The sequence below is a fragment of the Microbacterium sp. genome, assembly GCF_051953575.1.
Taxonomy (GTDB): Bacteria; Actinomycetota; Actinomycetes; order Actinomycetales; family Microbacteriaceae; genus Microbacterium.
The window spans coordinates 1-2940 of the sequence record NZ_JBQCIP010000149.1 but is presented as its reverse complement, the minus strand read 5'-3'; the positions used below and the strand labels follow the sequence as shown (position 1 = coordinate 2940).

Below are 2940 nucleotides of genomic sequence, written 5' to 3'. Positions count from 1 at the left end.
GCCTCGCGGGTGCGGCGCACCTCGGTCTTCAGCTCGCTCTTGACGGCCTTGTTGCGCTCGCGGGCCTTCTCGTTGGTCTTGTTGCGCTTGATCTGCGACTTGATGTTCGCCACGTGTCGACGGTTCTTTCGTTCGGAGGTGAATCGGATTGATTGTGCCGTTCGGCGAGAGAGGGCGCCTCGCGGCGGTCGTGAGGGACAAACCCACACGCAAGCCAAACAAGGATTCTATCAGGTCTGCTCGAGCGTCGTGATCGCGAGCTCCAGGAGCGCGTTGAACACGCGCGGCCGCATGGCTGTCACGAGGTGGCTCGTGCGGGGGACGACGATGAGTTCGGCGTCTTTCGCGATGCGCATGAACAGCTGCTCGTTGACGCGCAGCTGGTCGAACTGGCCGTTGATGAACCACAGCGGCACATCGATGCGCTGGAGCGCCGCGAGCAGGTCCAGGACCGAGAGGCTCCGCAGCGCGGTGTCCTGCGCGTCGAACGCGTACCCGCCGGCTCCGAAGTCCGCGCGGGTCTCGGGCGGGAGGGTGCGATCGAGCACCCGGTCGGCCAGCCACATGCCGCGGTCGGGGAGCGAATCGAACCCGCGGGCGAGCAGCCGGTAGGTCGCGAGCCCCACGCCGCGCGGGATCGCGGTGCATGATGCGGCGATGAAGGCGTGGACTGGCGGCGGATCCTCGCGCCCGACGTAGTCGATCGACAGCAGCCCGCCCATGGAGTGCCCCACGAGGAGGACGGGGCCTCGGGTCGCGGCATCCCTCACGGCGTCGTCGATCGTGGCGAACGCTCCGTCGAGGGTGAACGTCTCGGCCATGCGTGTGCCGTGGCCGGGCAGATCGACGGCGACCACGGGGTTTCCCCGTGCGTGCAGGTACTCCCGCTGCGCACGCCACATGGTCGCGGACGTCCGGATGCCGTGGACGAGGACGACCTGAACCACCATGCAGCCAGGCTAGTCACCGGTCTCGCAGGGTCGCGGCATCCGGCACCCGTAGAATCGTCTCGACATGTCACCGCGCGCCCTGAAGCCTCTCGAGCCGTCTGCGACCCCTCCTGAGCTGATCCGCAATTTCTGCATCATCGCCCACATCGACCACGGCAAGTCCACGCTGGCCGACCGCATGCTGCAGATCACCGGCGTGGTCGCCGAACGCGACATGCGCGCGCAGTACCTCGACCGCATGGACATCGAACGCGAGCGCGGCATCACGATCAAGTCGCAGGCCGTGCGCATGCCGTGGGCGACCGCCGACGGCACGTTCGCGCTCAACATGATCGACACGCCCGGCCACGTCGACTTCACGTACGAGGTCAGCCGCTCGCTCGCCGCGTGCGAGGGTGCGATCCTGCTCGTCGACGCGGCGCAGGGCATCGAGGCCCAGACGCTCGCCAACCTGTACCTCGCACTCGAGAACGACCTGCACATCATCCCGGTCCTGAACAAGATCGACCTTCCGGCCGCCGACCCCGAGAAGTTCGCCGCAGAGCTCGCGAACCTCATCGGCGGCTCGCCCGATGACGTGCTGCGTGTGTCGGGCAAGACCGGCATGGGCGTCGAGGACCTGCTGGACCGGATCGTCGAGCAGATCCCCGCCCCGACCGGCAACGCCGACGCCCCCGCGCGTGCCATGATCTTCGACTCCGTGTACGACTCTTACCGCGGTGTGGTGACGTACGTCCGGATGGTCGACGGCAAGCTGGAGCCGCGCGAGCGCATCCAGATGATGTCGACCAAGGCCACCCACGATCTGCTCGAGATCGGCGTCTCCAGCCCCGAGCCGATCCCCACCAAGGGACTCGGCGTCGGCGAGGTCGGGTACCTCATCACCGGGGTGAAGGACGTCCGCCAGTCCAAGGTCGGTGACACGATCACCAACGCCCGCAAGCCCGCGACCGGCTCGCTGCCCGGGTACACGGATCCCAAGCCGATGGTCTTCTCGGGCATCTACCCGATCGACGGCAGCGACTACGGCGACCTGCGCGAGGCGCTCGACAAGCTGAAGCTCTCCGACGCCTCTCTGCAGTACGAACCCGAGACCTCCGTCGCGCTCGGATTCGGGTTCCGCTGCGGGTTCCTCGGCCTGCTGCACCTCGAGATCATCACCGAGCGCCTCTCGCGCGAGTTCGACCTCGACCTCATCACCACGGCGCCGTCGGTGATCTACGAGGTCACCACCGACACCGGCGAGCACGTCACCGTCACGAATCCCAGCGAGTACCCCGACGGCCGCGTGGCGTCGGTGTCGGAGCCCATGGTGAAGGCCGCGATCCTGCTGCCGAAGGACTACGTCGGCACCGTCATGGAGCTGTGCCAGTCCCGTCGCGGGAGCCTTCTCGGCATGGAGTACTTCAGCGAGGAGCGCGTCGAACTGCGGTACAACATGCCGCTCGGCGAGATCGTCTTCGACTTCTTCGACCAGCTCAAGTCGCGCACGCAGGGCTACGCGAGCCTCGACTACGAGCCCGCCGGCAGCCAGGAGGCCGACCTCGTGAAGGTCGACATCCTGCTGCAGGGCGACAAGGTCGACGCCTTCAGCTCGATCGTCCACCGCGAGAAGGCGTACGCCTACGGCACGATGATGACCGAGCGCCTGCGAAAGCTCATCCCTCGTCAGCAGTTCGAGGTGCCCATCCAGGCGGCGATCGGCGCCCGAATCATCGCGCGCGAGAACATCCGGGCGATGCGCAAGGACGTCCTGGCCAAGTGCTACGGCGGTGACATCACCCGCAAGCGCAAGCTCCTCGAGAAGCAGAAGGAGGGCAAGAAGCGCATGAAGATGGTCGGTCGCGTCGAGGTGCCCCAGGAGGCGTTCATCGCCGCGCTGTCGGGAGACGTCGAGGGCAAGGGCGCCAAGTAGGCTGGTTCATATGCGTCGAGGAACATTCCGGGACGACACCGTCGACTACGCCGCCGTCGGGGCGACGCAGGCGCC

The 2940-nt window shown here is 67.0% G+C and carries 3 protein-coding genes; 1 reads left to right on the top strand and 2 read right to left on the bottom strand.

Annotation, left to right across the window (positions count from 1 at the left end):
* Positions 1 to 113 (bottom strand): 30S ribosomal protein S20 (rpsT, locus tag ACTHNQ_RS09360; protein ID WP_440333094.1); only part of this gene is annotated, 113 nt, incomplete at its 3' end.
* Between the two features lie 117 nt (positions 114 to 230).
* Complete coding sequence (locus ACTHNQ_RS09355; protein WP_440333093.1) at positions 231 to 950, bottom strand: alpha/beta fold hydrolase; 720 nt, start codon at positions 948 to 950, stop codon at positions 231 to 233.
* Positions 951 to 1014: 64 nt separating this feature from the next.
* Between ACTHNQ_RS09355 and lepA the strand changes: the two genes are divergently transcribed.
* Positions 1015 to 2865, top strand: coding sequence for a translation elongation factor 4 (gene lepA, locus ACTHNQ_RS09350; protein ID WP_440333091.1), 1851 nt, complete (start codon positions 1015 to 1017; stop codon positions 2863 to 2865).
* Positions 2866 to 2940 lie beyond the last annotated feature (75 nt).

What these genes read in the sequence shown, in the direction of transcription:
- ACTHNQ_RS09355 (WP_440333093.1), bottom strand. Translation starts at nt 950, where the DNA reads ATGGTGGTTCAGGTCGTCCTCGTCCACGGCATCCGGACGTCCGCGACC.
- lepA (WP_440333091.1), top strand. Translation starts at nt 1,015, where the DNA reads ATGTCACCGCGCGCCCTGAAGCCTCTCGAGCCGTCTGCGACCCCTCCT.